This is a genomic window from Photobacterium angustum (assembly GCF_002954615.1).
Lineage (GTDB): Bacteria > Pseudomonadota > Gammaproteobacteria > Enterobacterales > Vibrionaceae > Photobacterium > Photobacterium angustum_A.
This window is the reverse complement of sequence record NZ_MSCJ01000001.1, coordinates 265,659-282,912: the sequence shown is the minus strand read 5'-3', so window position 1 is coordinate 282,912 and position 17,254 is coordinate 265,659. Positions and strand designations below refer to the sequence as shown.

At 40.9% G+C, this 17,254-nt stretch carries 15 protein-coding genes and 1 other RNA gene; 11 read left to right on the top strand and 5 right to left on the bottom strand.

Annotation, left to right across the window (positions count from 1 at the left end; all coding sequences use genetic code 11):
* Positions 1-145: 145 nt before the first annotated feature.
* The 3 genes from nadK to bamE all read left to right on the top strand — a co-directional run bounded on the left by nadK (position 146) and on the right by bamE (position 3,416).
* On the top strand, positions 146-1,027 hold the full coding sequence (gene nadK, locus BTO08_RS01180) for an NAD(+) kinase (RefSeq protein WP_005369464.1): 882 nt from the start codon (positions 146-148) through the stop codon (positions 1,025-1,027).
* A gap of 191 nt (positions 1,028-1,218) precedes the next feature.
* Positions 1,219-2,886: a DNA repair protein RecN gene (recN, locus tag BTO08_RS01175; protein WP_105059565.1), complete on the top strand. Its 1,668-nt coding sequence runs from the start codon at positions 1,219-1,221 to the stop codon at positions 2,884-2,886.
* Positions 2,887-3,056: 170 nt separating this feature from the next.
* A complete protein-coding gene (bamE, locus tag BTO08_RS01170; protein ID WP_105059564.1) occupies positions 3,057-3,416 on the top strand; it encodes an outer membrane protein assembly factor BamE in 360 nt (119 codons plus the stop codon).
* A 73-nt stretch (positions 3,417-3,489) separates the two neighbouring features.
* Here the strand turns inward: bamE and BTO08_RS01165 are convergent, their stop codons facing one another.
* A complete protein-coding gene (locus tag BTO08_RS01165; RefSeq protein WP_005369469.1) occupies positions 3,490-3,804 on the bottom strand; it encodes an RnfH family protein in 315 nt (104 codons plus the stop codon).
* Positions 3,794-4,228, bottom strand: a complete 435-nt coding sequence (locus BTO08_RS01160; protein WP_105059563.1) for an SRPBCC family protein — start codon at positions 4,226-4,228, stop codon at positions 3,794-3,796. The genes BTO08_RS01165 and BTO08_RS01160 overlap by 11 nt, the downstream gene beginning before the upstream one ends.
* Positions 4,229-4,436: 208 nt before the next feature.
* Between BTO08_RS01160 and smpB the strand changes: the two genes are divergently transcribed.
* The 6 genes from smpB to yjjX all read left to right on the top strand — a co-directional run bounded on the left by smpB (position 4,437) and on the right by yjjX (position 10,076).
* Positions 4,437-4,913: an SsrA-binding protein SmpB gene (gene smpB, locus BTO08_RS01155; RefSeq protein WP_105059562.1), complete on the top strand. Its 477-nt coding sequence runs from the start codon at positions 4,437-4,439 to the stop codon at positions 4,911-4,913.
* Positions 4,914-5,025: 112 nt separating this feature from the next.
* Positions 5,026-5,395, top strand: a transfer-messenger RNA (tmRNA) gene (ssrA, locus tag BTO08_RS01150).
* 381 nt (positions 5,396-5,776) lie between these two features.
* A complete protein-coding gene (gene ahpC, locus BTO08_RS01145) occupies positions 5,777-6,334 on the top strand; it encodes an alkyl hydroperoxide reductase subunit C (RefSeq protein ID WP_005369476.1) in 558 nt (185 codons plus the stop codon).
* A gap of 252 nt (positions 6,335-6,586) precedes the next feature.
* Entirely contained in the window at positions 6,587-8,167 is a 1,581-nt protein-coding gene (ahpF, locus tag BTO08_RS01140; RefSeq protein WP_105059561.1) for an alkyl hydroperoxide reductase subunit F, read from the top strand.
* A 604-nt stretch (positions 8,168-8,771) separates the two neighbouring features.
* Positions 8,772-9,413, top strand: coding sequence for a helix-turn-helix domain-containing protein (locus BTO08_RS01135; protein ID WP_045128392.1), 642 nt, complete (start codon positions 8,772-8,774; stop codon positions 9,411-9,413).
* Between the two features lie 147 nt (positions 9,414-9,560).
* A complete protein-coding gene (gene yjjX, locus BTO08_RS01130; RefSeq protein ID WP_105059560.1) occupies positions 9,561-10,076 on the top strand; it encodes an inosine/xanthosine triphosphatase in 516 nt (171 codons plus the stop codon).
* Between the two features lie 48 nt (positions 10,077-10,124).
* Here the strand turns inward: yjjX and trpR are convergent, their stop codons facing one another.
* Together trpR and sltY are read right to left on the bottom strand one after the other, a co-directional pair.
* Positions 10,125-10,442 (bottom strand): trp operon repressor, encoded by a 318-nt coding sequence (gene trpR / locus BTO08_RS01125; RefSeq protein WP_045083794.1) that lies wholly within the window; start codon positions 10,440-10,442, stop codon positions 10,125-10,127.
* A gap of 156 nt (positions 10,443-10,598) precedes the next feature.
* On the bottom strand, positions 10,599-12,548 hold the full coding sequence (gene sltY / locus BTO08_RS01120; RefSeq protein ID WP_105059559.1) for a murein transglycosylase: 1,950 nt from the start codon (positions 12,546-12,548) through the stop codon (positions 10,599-10,601).
* A 263-nt stretch (positions 12,549-12,811) separates the two neighbouring features.
* Here sltY and ettA point away from each other — a divergent pair, with 263 nt between their 5' ends.
* Both ettA and BTO08_RS01110 read left to right on the top strand, forming a co-directional pair.
* Positions 12,812-14,479, top strand: coding sequence for an energy-dependent translational throttle protein EttA (gene ettA, locus BTO08_RS01115; protein ID WP_105059558.1), 1,668 nt, complete (start codon positions 12,812-12,814; stop codon positions 14,477-14,479).
* A 186-nt stretch (positions 14,480-14,665) separates the two neighbouring features.
* The gene (locus BTO08_RS01110) at positions 14,666-15,649 is read left to right on the top strand and encodes a M23 family metallopeptidase (RefSeq protein WP_105059557.1); all 984 of its coding nucleotides are present in this window, start codon (positions 14,666-14,668) and stop codon (positions 15,647-15,649) included.
* A gap of 66 nt (positions 15,650-15,715) precedes the next feature.
* Here the strand turns inward: BTO08_RS01110 and radA are convergent, their stop codons facing one another.
* Positions 15,716-17,110 carry a DNA repair protein RadA gene (radA, locus tag BTO08_RS01105; protein ID WP_045083772.1) on the bottom strand — a complete coding sequence of 465 codons (1,395 nt, stop codon included), beginning with the start codon at positions 17,108-17,110 and terminating at the stop codon, positions 15,716-15,718.
* Positions 17,111-17,254 lie beyond the last annotated feature (144 nt).

The following is a 17,254-nucleotide window of genomic DNA, read 5'->3' as shown; positions in this document are numbered from 1 at the left end:
CTATTCTACGCCACTACTTTTCAACAGTCTTGGGCATATTATGGGGATGAAGTTCAATGATTCAACCCAATATTGATAACAAACAGCGACAAGTTATTTTTTCTAAGGCTATACTGCCCTCACTATTAGATGTTGGAACAAAGAGATGACGCGAATTTTTGACACCATTGCGTTAATAGGTAAACCACGCAACCCTGATGCATTACAGACTCACATGAGCCTATATCAATGGTTAGTGGCACAAAACTACACCGTATTACTCGATCACCGTCTTTCTGATGATCTTGAGATCCCTGAACAGTGTTTTTGTGATTTGCTCACACTAGGTGAAAAAGCCGATCTTGCTATTGTTGTGGGTGGTGACGGTAATATGCTGGGCGCAGCACGTGTTCTCTCTCGTTTTGATATTTCCGTCATTGGTGTTAACCGCGGTAACCTTGGTTTTCTTACCGATCTTGATCCTGATGATTTTGAAGAGCCCCTTAGTCGTGTACTCAAAGGCGAGTTTAGAAAAGAAGATCGCTTTTTACTTGAAGCAGAAGTGCATCGTCATGGGCAAGTAAAAAGTCGAAATGCCGCATTAAATGAAGCCGTACTTCACCCAGATAAAATCGCTCATATGATCGAGTTTGAAGTCTACATTGATGATTGCTTTGCTTTCTCACAGCGTTCTGATGGGTTGATTATTGCGACACCAACAGGCTCTACTGCTTACTCATTATCAGGCGGTGGTCCAATCTTATCACCTAGTTTAAATGCAATAGCCCTGGTGCCAATGTTCCCGCATACGCTTTCTTGCCGCCCATTAGTTGTTGATGGTGATCGCTGTATTAAGCTGCTGGTTTCACCTAATAATGGTAGTACGCTTGAAGTCAGCTGTGATGGGCAAGTCTCTTTACCAGTTAGCCCTGGTGATGAAATCCATATTTACCAAAGTAAAGACAGATTACAGCTCATCCATCCTAAAGATTACAGTTACTACAACGTGCTAAGAGGAAAGCTAGGTTGGTCAAGCCGCCTTTTCTGATCCTCAATCACCTTCTACTAGAATAAAAACTATCATAAAGCCAGTCACGTACTGGCTTTATTTCTATCTGCATTTCATAAACTTAACTTAAATCAAATTTTTCAGCATATTTTCTTACTCAGCACTTTACTGGTTATGGATACAGTATATACTGTATGTAAAAACAGGTGTTGATTTAAACAGGTGAACACATGCTGGCACACATGACTATCTCTAACTTTGCCATTGTTAAAACGCTTCAATTTGAACTAAAACCCGGTATGACCACCATTACAGGTGAGACGGGCGCAGGTAAATCCATCGCTATCGATGCACTTGGCTTATGCCTTGGTGATCGTGCAGAAGCGACTATGGTTCGTCCTAATGAAGATAAAGCAGAAATATCTGCCGCTTTTTTATTGGCTAATAACCAAGCCGCTCGACGTTGGCTAGAAGATAACGATTTAATGGATGGCGAAGAATGTATCTTACGTCGTGTGATCACCAAAGAAGGTCGCTCTCGTGGCTTTATTAATGGCAGCCCAGTTCCTGCTTCACAGCAAAAAGCATTAGGACAATTGCTGATCAACATTCACGGACAACATGCCCACCAGCAATTAATGCGTCCTGAATATCAGCAACACATGCTAGATCAATATGCAGGCCACCATTCGTTACTTGATAAAACCCGTGAAACGTATCAACGCTGGCGTCAAGCGCATAATGAATTAAAGCGCTTAACCCAAAGTCGCGAAGAAAACGAAGCACAAAAACAGCTATTACAATATCAAGTAAAAGAATTAGATGAACTCGCACTCGGTGAAGAAGAATTCAACGAAATTGAAGAAGAGCACAAACGCTTATCAAATAGTGGTGAATTAGCCGTTGCAAGCCAAACCGCATTATCAATGCTTTATGACAATGACGATGGTAACGCGTTGCAACTGCTTCAAATGGCATCTCAACAAGTGTGTAATTTAGGTGAATATGACAATAGCCTGAATGTCATCCCACAAATGCTTGAAGAAGCCATTATTCAAGTTCAAGAAGCAAGCCAAGAGCTCCGCAGCTATCTTGATAACTTGGATATGGATCCACATCGCTTGATCTATTTAGAAGAGCGCTTAGCTAAAATCATGTCGATGGCGCGTAAACACTACGTAATGCCAAACGAGTTATACCAAAAGCATCAAGATCTACTTAAAGAATTAGACAATCTTGATTGTAGTGATGAACGTTTAGAAGAAATGACAGAAAACGTAGAAGCATTGCGCCAAAAGTGCCTTCTTGCCGCAGAAAAGCTAAGCAAAAGTCGCCAACGTTATGCTAAAGAGCTAGATCAAAAGATCTCTGAAAGCATGCATACGCTTAGCATGGAACACGGTGAGTTCTCGATTAATATCGCCAGCGATCCTGAACGTATGCTAAGCCCTATTGGTTATGACAGTATTAGCTTTTTAGTTTCAACCAACCCTGGTCAGCCTTTACAGCCGCTAGGTAAAGTCGCATCAGGTGGTGAGCTTTCACGTATATCGCTCGCAATTCAAGTGATCACAGCGCAAAAAGTAGAAACACCAAGTTTGATTTTCGATGAAGTCGATGTGGGTATCAGTGGACCAACCGCTGCGATTGTCGGAAAAATGCTAAGAACCTTAGGTGAGTCAACCCAAGTAATGTGTGTTACACACTTACCGCAAGTCGCAGGTTGTGGTCATCAACAAATGTTTGTAGCGAAAAAAACCTCGGAAGGACAGACAGAAACAAATATGCGTCCACTAACAGAAGAGGATCGTATTGCAGAATTAGCGCGTCTACTTGGTGGCAGCGAAATTACTGAACGAACATTAGCCAATGCAAAAGAGTTACTCATTGCAGCTTGATTATGTTTCGCTTATTTAGCGGTTATGAAATAAACTAAGACACAGATGCAACTATTACGAGAAGTAATAGTCGAATATCAAAATTATTTACTTTTTTTCTTTACCGCTTTTTACTTCTGCATAGACCTTGTTTATCATCGCAGCAGTTAAAGCTAAAAAGCCAGGATGCTATGACTTGGAAAAACATTGCAGCCCTAACCCTAGCGTTAGGCTTACTTAGTGGCTGTTCAATCGCTGAACGTTTGGTCTATCGTATTGATATAGACCAAGGCAACTACGTAGAACAAAAAAGCGTTGATATGCTTCGTGTCGGTATGACAAAAGCACAAGTTCAATATGTTCTGGGCACACCTATGTTGGTAGACCCAAGTTACCCAGACAGATGGAACTATATCTTCTATGAAAAGAACGGCCATGATAAGCCGATCCAGAAGAATCTGATTTTAACTTTCAATCCACAAGCCCAGCTTGTTAGTATGAAAGGTGATTTCAAACAAGGTGCTAACTTCATGGATCCTATGAATCAATAGCCTTGTTATACGCGTAACAAAAAAGCTCGCTGATGCGAGCTTTTTTATATCTAATAAACCGCTATTTTCAGGTTTATTTATTTTTATCGGCTTCTAGTTTAGCTTGCTCTGCGCGCTTACGGCGGATCTCTCGAGGATCGGCAACCAATGGGCGATAAATTTCAATTCTATCCCCTTCTCTTGCCGTACCATCTAGCTTCACATTTCGGCTATAAATCCCAACTTTATTCTTCTTTAAATCAATATCAGGATACATGGCTAAAATGCCAGATTGTTCGATTATTTCTTGAATGGGCGTATCAGCAACAACTGCTAATTTTAACACGCGCTGCATATTGGGTAATGCGTAAACAACCTCAACATGAATTAATGGTTGATCAGAATGCATAAACTTCTTTTGCTCGCTGAGTAAAGGCCTGTACCATACTACCAGTTAGATCGCGGAAAATTTTACCAAAGGCCGCATCAATCAAACCGCTAGTAAATTCAAACTCAAGGTTAAGCTCAATTTTACATGCCGTTGAATCTAATTCTGTAAACGTCCACCCACCCACTAACTTACGGAAAGGGCCATCGACTAACTGCATATTAATTTGATTAAAATCGACCAATTTATTATGCGTAACAAATGTTTTTCGAATACCCGCCTTCGCAACATCAACCGATGCCATCATATGACTTGTCGAACTTTCAATAACTTTACTACCAGCACATCCGGGTAAGAAAGCTGGATAAGATTCTACATCATTTACAAGTTCAAACATTTGCTGGGCACTAAACGGAACCAGTGCAGAGCGACTAATCTGCGGCATAGTTTCTCCTTCATCGAACAGACAGCTCTTTAGGCTCAAAGCCATTGCGCTTAAAGAGACAACACTATAATACCATTACTAAGCGATCTGCCAAAATAGCTATTGTTACAACCTTTAAATATGGTAACTTCAATAGCTTATTCGACCAGAAAAATCACCCATATTAGATTTTGTTCTGGGACAGCAACAATGACTCGATGAGGTCAACATGGCTAAAAAACCAAAAAAAAGTAGCAATACGATTGCCAAAAATAAAAGCGCTCGATTCGAATTTGCCATCGGTGATGAATACGAAGCTGGTATGGTTCTACAAGGATGGGAAGTAAAAGCTATCCGTGACGGTAAAGTAAATATGACTGAAAGTTATGTTTTCTTACGTAACGGCGAAGCCTTTATTTCTGGCTTAACCATTTCTCCATTAAATGCAGCATCTACCCACGTGGTTGCCGATCCAACACGCGTACGTAAGCTATTGCTTAATCGCCGCGAACTTCGAAAGTTAGCAGATTCAGTAAACCGTGAAGGCGATACTATCGTTGCCCTAAACATGTACTGGAGCACCTCTTTTGTAAAAATCAAAATTGGTACTGCTCGTGGCAAGAAATTGCATGACAAACGTGCTGATAGCAAAGCGAAAGATTGGCAGCGCGACAAAGCAAGAATCTTGAAAGGTAATAACCGTTAAGTTACTTAGTACAACATGATGTTAGCATTTGAATAGTAATCAATCACTTGGTAATTGAATTATAATATACCTGTTGACCTAGTTAATTATTCTGCTAACATCAATCGCATCTGGGGCTGATTCAGGATTCGACAGGATCACGAAGGCTTGTGGAGCATGTCGAGGTGCGGTTTGCCTCGTTAAACAGCCGCAAAAAAATAGTCGCAAACGACGAAAACTACGCACTAGCAGCTTAATACCCTGCTAAGAGCGCTCCTGCCCTAGCTTCCGCTTGTAAGACGGGGAATAACAGGGGTTCAAACCCAAACGAGATAGCGAGGGATTCTTTGACTAGAGAGATGAACCGCGAAATAGAATTCTGGTATGTATTAGCATAGCGTGTCAATTCGCAGTGTGGATACGAGAATAAAGATTGACTAAACATGTAGCGCCATCTGTTAGACTGATTTTGGACGCGGGTTCAAATCCCGCCAGCTCCACCAAACGTTTGGAAAAGGCCACTTCTTAGGAAGTGGCCTTTTTTGTATCTGAATTTGTGATTTCTTTTTCTTAATTGCTTAACGCAAAAAACATCGAAACCTTGAACGCCTGAGTATTAAAGATCCTTACTGCTACAGCCATTCTACTATCAATAAATAGAACCAAATCTCTTATCTCTAAACGATACCTACCTTTTATCTTCTTGCGTTAGCCTCAATCAAAACACCTGTTTAAAAACAATCGTTCAACCTAATAGGTTTTAGCTATTGAATGTATCGGCTATAACGATTTCCTAAATTTTGCTGTTTTAACAATAATGGCTCCAGAGATTTGATTTGCACTACAGCATAAAAACTTAAAATAATATTTAAAAGGATTCCATCATGATCAACACAGAAATCAAGCCATTTAGCGCAACAGCTTACAAAGAAGGCAAATTCGTAGAAATCACTGAGCAAGACGTTTTAGGTAAGTGGGCGGTATTCTTCTTCTACCCTGCTGACTTTACTTTTGTATGTCCAACTGAGCTTGGCGATTTAGCCGACCATTACGCAGAACTTCAAGAGCGCGGCGTTGAAGTATTCTCTGTATCTACAGATACTCACTTTACTCACAAAGCATGGCACGACAGCTCTGACACTATCGGTAAAATCAACTACTACATGGTAGGTGACCAAACTGGTAACATCACTAATAACTTCAATGTTATGCGTGAAGGTCAAGGTCTTGCAGACCGTGCTACTTTCTTAATCGATCCACAAGGTGTTATCCAAGCAATGGAAATCACTGCTGAAGGTATCGGTCGTGAAGCTGATGATCTAATGCGTAAAGTGAAAGCAGCACAATATGTTGCAGCACACCCAGGTGAAGTTTGTCCTGCAAAATGGAAAGAAGGCGAAGCAACACTAACTCCTTCTCTAGACCTAGTAGGTAAGATCTAATCTTATTTACCTTTGATAATAATAAGTGATTTTATTCTCTATATAGATTCACTTATTACTTATCTAACTTTTAAATAATTCACTTATTTAAAAGTAATAAGGCATCAAGCATAAACGTCATGTTTGGTGCCTTATTCATTCAAATACCTTCAAACATATTTAAGCCTTTTTATATAGGCGATATGTCGTATAACAGTAGATCCGCATTCTTTATCTGCTGTTAAGCCGTAAATAAATTAAAAAGGCAAGATTATGTTAGAACAAAGCATGAAGCAGCAATTAAAAGCGTATTTAGAAAATTTAAAAACAGATATCCAACTGGTATTAAGTTTAGATGATAGTGACACTGCACAAAAACTGCATGAGCTTGCTCACGAGATCGCAGAACTAAACGATAAAGTTAGTGTTATTGAAGATAATAATGCCAGTGTACGTAAGCCTGTAATGCAAGTGGTTAACCCAACCAAACAGACCTCAATGAGCTTTGCAGGTCTTCCAATGGGACACGAATTTACTTCATTGGTATTAGCGCTACTACACAGTGGTGGTCACCCAATGAAACTAGAGCAAGCGGTTATCGACCAAATCGCAGCTTTAGATCAAGATATTGTTGTTGAAACCTTTATTTCATTATCTTGCCAGAACTGTCCTGATGTTGTGCAAGCATTCAACATGATGGCAGCGATTAACCCGCGCATTAAAGCAACGATGATTGATGGCGCAGCTTTCCAAGACGAAGTAACTGAACGTAATATCATGGCAGTACCGACTGTTTATGTGAACGGTGAAGTCTTTGGTCAAGGCCGTATGTCGCTTACTGAAATTTTAAATAAGTTAGACACAGGCGCTGCTAAAAAAGTAGCGGCAAGTCTAAACGAAAAAAACCCATTTGATGTATTAGTTGTCGGTGGTGGCCCTGCTGGTGCATCTGCTGCAATCTACGCTGCACGTAAAGGTATCCGTACTGGTGTTGTTGCTGAGCGCTTCGGTGGTCAGGTGATGGATACCATGTCTATCGAGAACTTTATTTCTGTTAAAGAAACCCAAGGCCCTCGTTTAGCGGCAAGCCTTGAAGAGCACGTAAAACAATACAACGTTGATATTATGAGCGAGCAGCGTGTTAATAACATTGTTGAAGCTGCTGATACTGAAGATGGTTATACGCACGTTTATCTAGAAAGCGGCGCAATGCTAAAAGCACGTAGCGTGATCATCAGTACTGGTGCTCGCTGGCGTGAAATGAACGTTCCTGGTGAGCAAGAGTATCGTAATAAAGGTGTGGCTTACTGTCCTCACTGTGACGGTCCATTATTCAAAGGCAAGCGCACAGCCGTTATCGGTGGTGGTAATTCAGGGATTGAAGCGGCGATTGATCTTGCTGGTATTGTTGAACATGTGACTGTTCTTGAATTTGCTGACACATTACGTGCTGACCAAGTGTTGATCAATAAAGCTGAAAGTATGCCTAACATCGACATTATTAAAATGGCACAAACGACAGAAGTGGTTGGCGATGGTACTCGCGTTACAGGTATCAGCTACAAAGATCGTAACACGGATGAAATCAAACACATCGAACTTGCCGGTATTTTTGTTCAAATTGGTTTAGTGCCAAACACTGAGTGGCTAAAAGAATCAGCAGTTGCATTAACACCACGTGGTGAGATTGAAATTGGTGCTCACGGTAATACTAACGTTAACGGTATTTTTGCAGCCGGTGATGTTACAACTGTGCCTTACAAGCAAATCATTATTGCAATGGGTGAAGGTGCAAAAGCTAGCTTAGGGGCATTTGATTACTTAATTCGCACCCCTGCACCAATTGCTAAATAATAATATAATCAACCATCTAAAGCCTGCTCTCATTGAGAATGGGCTTTTTTATTATGGAAGAAAAGCCCCCCCTATCGCATCACAGCGATACATTAAAGTCATGTTTAATATATACCATTGAAAATTATTCTTATTTGGAATTAAAATCCAATTTACAATAAAAATAACAATCAATTATTGTCAATACCGTTAGTATTGAATTAAATACCTATAAACATTAGCTATTGCGGCTATTAATATATATCTCAATTACAAAGTGCATCAAAGTTCATAAAAAAAGCAATAACCAGCTCCCTATCTATTCGTCAGGTTGATTTATAACCTACTGTTAATCAAGATTTTATTATTGATTATTAGCATTCATCCAAATGACACACTCTTGTATTAAGAGCCTAACAGCCATTCTTTACTCATTAGTTATTTTTTATCGCATATTTTGTCCCTTTTTTTACCCATCTTTCCCTCAGGGTATATTTCTTTACCTAGATCAATCGCACTTTTGTTGCTTAAGGGATTCCTTTATTACAATTATCAGTAAACTCAGTTATGACTTTTAAGAATGCCCTTTGCATTCCCCCCTTTTTTAAAGCAGGAAGCTAATGTTATGGAATATTTAGAGAGAATTAAGCGTTTAGCTAAGGTTCAAGGTATCAGCCAGAAACAACTTGGCGAAGCTCTAGATCTTCAACAAGGCACGATGAGCCGTAAACTATCCGGTAAGTACGGCATTGAAGTTCGTGAACTAGAGAAAATCGCAGATACATTAAATACCTCTATTGGTTATATTTTAACGGGTCAGGTAGATACTGGTACTCAAGCAACAACAACAATAAGTACTGAGTTAGATAGTGCCGCGACATGCACTTACATCCCTGTTATTCACCGTAAAGACTTTTCAGCATATAACGACGGTAGCTCTGTCGAGGTGATCAGCAAGCGCGCGATCCCCCAGCACCTAGAGCGTGAAGAGTGTTTAGGCCTATTAATCGATAACGAAAATATTTCACAATGTGCGCCTGTTGGTAGCTATGCACTAGCGACAAAAAAAGCTGATTACCGTCCTAAGCAACCTGTTTTTGCTTCTGTTCGTGGTAGTGAGCCTGACTTTTACCATATGACGCAACTCGCTGATGGTGTTGTATTCTCTACATCACAACCTGATTTTCCTAACTTGTTCGTTAATAACGATGAGTTTCAAATTCACGGTTACATCATCCAATCTGATTGGGCTTACGATCGCCTGTAATCATCAGAGATAAATCTAATATACGAAAGCCTGCGAGAAATCGCAGGCTTTTTTATTTTCCTTTTCCCGATATTATTTCAATAGTTTACCGACTCAATATCTTTCCAGTACACTGAGACGCATTCGATTTAATTTAGGTATTCACTCATGCAAACAGTTATGGTCGCTTCAACTAATCCTGCAAAAGTTGCTGCTGTACGCGATGCTTTTTCTCTCGCCTTTCCAATGCTTTCTTTTAATGTTGAAGGTATTGCAGCTCAAAGTGGTGTGCGAGATCAGCCCCTTACCAATGACGAAACCTTATTGGGCGCACGAAATAGGGTAAAACACTGTCGTGAACAATACCCTGATGCTGACTATATTGTGGGATTAGAAGCGGGGATTGACGATAAATTTACGTTTGCATGGATGGTGATTGAGCATGGCGGGCAATATAGTGAGTCACGCTCAGCATCATTACCGTTACCGCCATTAGCCCTTGAGAAAATACAACAAGGAATGGAATTAGGTGACGTTATGGATGAAATGTTTAACCAACAAAATGTGAAACAAAAAGGCGGAGCGATTGCGATGCTCACGAATCATTTATTAACGCGAAGCTCGGTTTATCAGCAAGCGTTAATCTTGGCTTTGATCCCTTTCCTTAACCCGCAATTGTTCTAATAAAAAATAGGATATTGTTAAAATAACAATATCCTATTTTCAACACGATTATTGCTCTGGTTTATTCTGCGCAAGAAAATTCGCTAACCATGCTTTTGTTTCATCATCCTGATGTTTTAACTCATTAGACCCTCGGGTGATTGTAGCGACACCGACCCCTAATAATTCACTGATCTTACGCTGACTACGCTCACCATTAAGTAATTCATGGACGATATTCACACGTGCAATTAGTGCTTCTCGCTCATCATGGGTTAATAATACTTGGAATAACAACGCATCTCGCTCCTCTGCAGAAGCATGGCGGATCAAATCAAGTACATTCTGCCACTCGGTGAAGTCAGGGCTGTCAGAAGTTGTTGTCATAGTTACCTCATCAGGTATGTCATCTTGCTGCAGTGTACCTTGATAATCTATCGACACCAAGATATCAGCCAGTAATTCTCGTTATAACAAATAATAAAAAGCCGAGTGTCATCACACTCGGCTTTTATAGTTAATCACGATAGTAAGTCGCTGTTATTAATAACGAGCTTTTAACTCTTTCTGCGTTAATAACGGTGCCTTTTTACCCATCAGTTCGTTGTAGTACACATCAAACATAAGCACATTTTGCACATAACCTCGGGTTTCATTAAATGGAATTTGCTCAATAAAGCTGTACACATCTAATTTACCGTCGGTCTGTTTTTTCCACTGTCTTACACGACCTGGTCCTGCGTTATACGAGGCAAAAGAATAAATACGATTATCGTCGTTTTTATCTAGCATCATTTTTAGATAGCCACTGCCTAAACGAATATTAACGCCGGGATCGAATAAGCTTTCTTTACCGGCATAATCTCGACCTAATTTCTTCGCCGTATGCGCTGCTGTTGCTGGCATTAATTGCATTAAGCCACGTGCACCAACGTGTGATTGCGCATGAATATTTAAGGCACTTTCTTGTCGAGCTAACGCCATCATGGTAGATGTCGGTATACCACGTTTTTTACTAAAGAAGTCAAACCACCATTTATGAGCGAGTGGGAAACGAAGTGCCATATGATCCCACAATTTACCAGAAATAGTCGCCTGAACCGCTAAGTGGTGCCACTTATGTTTTTCCGCATATACCGCTAGCTGACGTTTAGTTTGTACACCTTGTACTCTCGATAACAAGTAGCCCCATTCACGGTTTGCTGTTATTAGCCTATCAGTATCAATTAACTCACCAATACGTTTTAAGGTCTTGGTATAAGGTTGAATTAACTTAGTCGATGTTGGCCCTTTTTGATTAGGGTATACAATCGGCTTGTGTAAGATTGTTGCAGCAGCAGCACTATAAAAATCACGCTCACCTAACAGTGATTGATAAATTTTATCGGCTTGCTTCTTTTGCCCTTTTTTCGCAAGTAACTGCGCTTGCCAGAATGTCCAACGAGAGCTGTCTTTCGCCTCTTTTGGTAGACAATTGATCCACGTTTGTACGCCGCTCCAATCCGCTTCACGGATCGAATTACGAATACGACGCTCTAAAATACTCACGTTCTGGCTCGTCTTTAATTTGCTATCTCGCCATTTCGCTAACGCAGGATCACTGGTTGACATGAGTCGTGATGCAACTGCATCAGCTAACGCCTGTTTTGTTGCTTTATCAAAGTGCTGACCTGAAACCACTTGATTATATGAAGCAACAGCTTGCTTAACATCAGCACGGGCTAATCGATAATATGCAGCTTCAGTTAACGCTTGGTTAAACTTGGTCACTTTGCTCTGTTTAGCAAAATCAGCAACACCTTGAGGCTTATCTAATAGTGCAAGGATTTTATCGCCAGTGGCTTGTGAACTGCCTGTTAATTGCTTATCAAGGTAGCTAACTAAACTCTTATTCCCTTTTTCAAACGCTAACAACATGCGATCAAGGATCAAGGTATTAGTACGTTTACCCGCAGCAGTCCATGCATCTAATAATGGATCACAAACCGCAGGTAATGAACTCCCCGTCTCCCACAGCTTCTCTGCTCCCGCCCACGCTTGGCTTGCATGACCCGTTTGGCTCTTAGCATAGTAGTAAGAACATTTTAGAGAAGTGCGACTTGGCTCTGTTGGCTGCACCGCTAGGAAATCTCGCCATCTGTCAGCCCCTGCAAGATCAGAAAGGTAGTTCCGCTGAATAGTTTGGCTAAAAGGTAACGCCTTATACTTATTAACAAAGGTTTTTACTTGGCTAGGTGTTTTATTATCTAAGTCTTTATTAAATAGACGATATTCCAAGTAAGGGTATAGCGGATACCCACCTAATTTACTTTTGTTGGCGTTAAATACCGCCATATTATTGTTATCAAACGCTGTTTGCGCCTGATCATACCAAGTACGCTGTTGCTCTAACGAGGCAGCCTGCACAGTAAACGTGCTAACCATGCCCAGTGATAACAATGCAATTGAAAAAATATTGGGGGAAGTTGGAATGCGTGGCACTAGAAGCTCCATATCAAATAGATGAAAGTAGAATCCCTGTTGCTAGGGCTAAACAGTACCAGCAACTACATCTGAGACAATTATATTAGCAAATAATTCATAAGCCTATTCACATAATGGAATAGTCTTTTATAACATTAATGCGAAATCAGCCTACTTTTTTGAGTCAGTTTTTTTATGGCTCTCACCACCAAATATAAACAATTCTGTTAAACTTCAGTCCAGAACAGGTAAAATATTCCCTTTCATTTTTTAAGTAGAGATCACACACGGATATGGCTGATTACGTCTATACCATGTCGCGAGTGGGAAAAATCGTCCCACCTAAGCGTCAAATTTTAAAAGATATTTCACTAAGCTTTTTCCCTGGCGCTAAGATCGGTGTCCTAGGTTTAAACGGTGCCGGTAAATCAACACTACTACGCATCATGGCGGGTATCGATACCGATATCGAAGGTGAAGCACGCCCTCAAGCTGGTCTAAAAATCGGTTACCTACCTCAGGAACCAATTTTAGATGAAAGCAAAACGGTACGTGAAATCGTAGAAGAATCAGTGTCAGATGTAAAAGAAGCACTGATCCGCTTAGATCAAGTATACGCAGCTTACGCAGAGCCTGATGCAGATTTTGATGCACTTGCAAAAGAGCAAGGTGAACTTGAAGCACTGATCGAAACTAAAGATGGTCACAACCTTGGTATGCAACTTGAGCGTGCAGCAGATGCCCTACGCCTACCTGATTGGGATGCTGTGATTAAGAACCTATCGGGTGGTGAGCGTCGCCGTGTAGCAATTTGTCGTCTACTGCTTGATAAGCCTGACATGCTACTACTTGACGAACCTACCAACCACTTAGATGCAGAATCAGTGGCATGGCTTGAGCACTTCTTGGTTGATTACAACGGTACTGTTGTGGCTATTACGCACGACCGTTACTTCCTTGATAATGCAGCAGGTTGGATTTTAGAGCTTGACCGTGGTGAAGGTATTCCATGGCAAGGTAACTACACCTCTTGGCTTGAGCAAAAAGACGCACGTCTAAAGCAAGAAGCTTCTCAAGAGCGTGCGCTACAAAAAACCATCGAGAAAGAGCTAGAGTGGGTTCGTCAAAACCCTAAAGGTCGCCAAGCGAAATCGAAAGCACGTATGGCGCGCTTTGAAGAGCTAAGCACTAATGAACACCAAAAGCGTAATGAAACTAACGAGCTATTCATTCCGCCAGGTGAGCGCCTAGGTGATAAAGTTATCGAAGTGAAAAACCTGACTAAATCGTTCGGTGATCGCGTATTAATTGATGACTTATCATTCAGCATGCCTAAAGGTGCTATCGTCGGTATCATCGGTGCTAACGGTGCAGGTAAATCAACGCTATTTAAGATGCTAAGTGGTACAGAACAACCTGATTCAGGCACTATTGAGTTGGGTGAAACGGTTAAATTGGCATCGGTTGATCAGTTCCGCGATAGCATGAACGACAACAACACGGTTTACCAAGAAATTTCTGAAGGCGCTGATATCATCAAGATCAACAACTTCGAAATTCCTGCGCGTGCTTATGTGTCTCGCTTTAACTTCAAAGGCAGTGATCATCAGAAACGCATTGGCGATCTATCTGGTGGTGAGCGTAACCGTGTTCACCTTGCGAAATTACTTAAAGCGGGCGGTAACGTATTACTACTCGATGAGCCAACCAACGACCTTGACGTTGAAACGCTACGTGCACTTGAAGAAGCGCTACTTGAGTTCCCTGGCTGTGCAATGGTGATCTCGCACGACCGTTGGTTCCTTGACCGTGTAGCAACCCATATTCTTGACTACCGTGATGAAGGTCAGGTTAGCTTCTTTGAAGGTAACTTTACTGAATACACCGATTGGTTGAAGAAAACGCTAGGCGCTGATGCGGCGGAACCACACCGTATTAAGTACAAGCGTATTGCTAAGTAAACGCTAAGCCAATGACAAAAATATAAAGAGCAACTTCGGTTGCTCTTTTTTATTTATTAATAAAAACAAGGGAGATAAGACCATTAAACCGTAAGGTTGTTGCACAAATGAGAGAAAGGTAACTAGCAATAATTAACCTAAGCACATAGACTCTAGCTTCAGAAATTGCTCAATGTGTCTTCTTTCATGATGTTTAATTTAAAATCGCTTACAACAAAACTACGTAACAGTAATAAAAAAACATTACTGGCTAATAGTTTTCGTTATTTAGCCCTATTTCTACTTTGTGGCGCGCTTACTTACAGTACACATGCCATGTTTGAGCTTTATGTCTCAGCCCAAAACTCCCACCAGCAAGTTTCTAAACTACAAAACCAAGCCTTAGAGCTTAGCGCATCATTATCTGAAGAAACCGCATTAAATAAAACGTTAAACGAGACAATAGAACAAAAAAAACAAGCTTTAAAAATACTAAATCAGCGTATTGATGACATGGAAAATGTGCTGGGATTACGTGAAAAAAATAAAGATCTTGATCTTCAAAAACGCGTTAATACCGCAGCGATTAATTCGGCGGTAAAAGCCACGCTGTTTCAACTTATTCCTAATGGTGAGCCCACCCCGAATGTACAATTAACATCAGGATTTGGTGCTCGTGTGCATCCTATTACTAAACAACGAAAAAGGCATGATGGCTTAGACTTTGCGGCCAAAAGAGGTACGCCTATTTATGCCCCTGCTGATGCGGTAATAGAAAAAGTGAATAGTAGCCAACATGGTTATGGTAATCAGCTGATCTTAAATCACGCCATGGGATTTGTATCGACTTACTCCCACATGAGTAAATTTAATGTCAAAGCAGGACAATTTGTTAATAAGGGTGAATTAATTGGCTGGACTGGAAATTCAGGTCTTTCAACAGGCCCCCATCTCCATTATGAGATCCACTTTTTAGGTAAACCGTTAAATCCACGTCCCTTCGTCGATTGGGATATTAAAAACTTCGACACTATCTTTAAAAAAGAACCCAATGTGCAATGGACATCCTTACTCAACACGGTTGGGAGTATGGTTGAAATGCAGGTACAGCTTGCTTCTAAAAATCATGAAGCAACATTTGAAACCGTTAATCAGGCTAAATCAAATCCCAAACAAGCCAACACACCTTAACGGTGAGCTATAACGAAAGACGAGAGGCATACTCTTTACTCAAAAGAAACACCTCTCGCTTTTTCATTAATTGATCAGATCTAACAGTTCATGGATAGTTTTGACTGGCGTGATCTTCGCCCCTAAGCCTTCCATTGATTTATGGTAGTTACGAAAAGGGATAAAAATTTCAGTAAAACCATGCTGCGCTGCTTCTTTTACTCGAGGTACACCACTATCAATTGGGCGCACATCACCGTTAAGACTGAGCTCACCCATAATGCACGTAGTACGCGGCACCACAAATTCGTTAAGGCTACTTAACAACGCCGCCACCAGCGCCAAATCAATACAGGTTTCTGACTCGTCAATTTTCAAGCCGCCAACAATATTGAAAAAAGTATCGTGGTAAATCTTGGTCTTCGCATGTTTACGTAAGATCCCCGTTAGCATCTTAATCCGGTTCATATTCAAACCAACACAAACACGCTGTGGAAACTCACCTTCAGTTTCAGTGGTTAAACACTGGATCTCTAACAATAGATTACGATTACCTTTTCGAATACAGGTAATAGCAGAGCCTGACGATTCTGTTGTTGAGCCAGATAAAAAGATCTCACTTGGGTTATCAACACTGAGCATACCGCGCTCTGTCATACGGAAAATACCTACCGTATCAACATCACCAAAACGGTTTTTATTGGCACGTAATGTACGTACCTGCCCATCATTGGTATCAATGTGCAGCAGAGAATCGACAATGTGAACAAGCGTCTGAGGACCGGCAATTTCATTGTTTTTATTCACATGCGCGATCAAAAACATCGTCACATTATTTTGTTTGCAGTACTGAGTTAATGCTTGCGCTGCCGCCTTTACTTGCGAAGGTGAACCCGGGCTACCATTCGCCAACTCTGTTGATACTGCCTGAATGGAGTCAATCACCGCAAACTTGATTTGTTTGACTTCAAGCTCTGCGATGATTGCTTCAACACTGGTTTCCGCCATCAGATATAAATTATCTTCATTGCAATTTAGCTTGAGGCGATTTACACGGTTCTTAAACTGCGACAGTGATTCTTCAGCAGTACAGTAAAGTGATGGCATCAGCTGTGACATCCGAGAAACCAGATCTGACAATAGCGTTGTTTTACCTGCCCCTGGATCACCAGAAATAATATTTACTGATCCCGTCGTTAAACCACCACATAACACTCGATCAAGCTCGCCAATGCCTGTTAGCATTTTTTCAGCTTCAACGGTTTCAACTTCATTAAGCTTTTTCGAACCGCCCCCCACAACACCCGCATAGCCGCCAATACTTGAACGTGCCGAGCTACTGGTTAATCCAGACTTGGTGTTAGGGATCGTAAATTCAGTGATCGTATTCCACGATTTACATCCAGAGCACTGACCTTGCCAACGAGCAAAGTCCATCCCACAATCACTACAAACATATGCTCGTTTTGCTGCTTTTGCCATTCTTTACCCTAAATGTCTAATCCATCGAATAAACCAATATTATTCAATGTAAACCTCAACTTAAATGTGAATTTTTGTTACTTTACATTAAACTTTTATCACCATCAGCAGATAATACTATCAGTGAATCTTTTAACAGAAAAT